The 644-nt window shown below is 67.4% G+C and carries 1 protein-coding gene; it reads right to left on the reverse strand.

Translation table 11 applies throughout. The features are described from left to right. Window positions 1-644 (reverse strand): CoA transferase subunit A (locus DSP71_RS22670; protein ID WP_258546319.1); only part of this gene is annotated, 644 nt, incomplete at both ends.

Raw genomic sequence — 644 nt, forward strand, 5'->3', positions numbered from 1 at the left:
GTGCCGACCTCGACGACGCGGTGCACGAAGACGCCGGGAAGGTGGATGCCATCGGGGTCGAGCTCCCCCGGTTCCACCAGCTGTTCGACCTGAGCGATGCAGACCCGTCCCGCCATGGCTGCGAGCGGGTTGAAGTTGCGCGCAGCCTTGTTGAACACGAGGTTGCCGTGTCGGTCGCCGCGGGCGGCGTGCACGAGCGCGAAGTCGGTGGTGATCGCCTCCTCGAGGACGAACTCACGCGGGGCCCCGTCGACCTCGAAGGTGCGCACGTCTTTGGCGGCCGAGGCGACGGCGATCGTGCCGTCGGGGTTGTATCTGCGCGGCAGTCCCCCCTCTGCCACCTGTGTGCCGACCCCGGTCTGGGTGTAGAAGGCGGCGATCCCCGACCCGCCTGCGCGGAGCTTCTCGGCGAGGGTTCCCTGCGGTGTGAGTTCGAGCTCCAGTTCCCCGCTCAAGAACTGACGCTCGAACTCCTTGTTCTCGCCCACATAAGACGAGGTCATCTTGCGGATCCGCCGCGCGCCCAACAGCACACCCAGACCCCAGTCGTCGACCCCGCAGTTGTTGCTCACGACGCTCAGGCCCGTGGTGCCCTGTGCGAGGAGCGCCTCGATGAGTGCGATCGGGTTACCGGAGAGACCGAA

The sequence above is a fragment of the Microbacterium sp. H6 genome, assembly GCF_003314775.1.
GTDB classification, from domain to species: Bacteria; Actinomycetota; Actinomycetes; order Actinomycetales; family Microbacteriaceae; genus Microbacterium; species Microbacterium oxydans.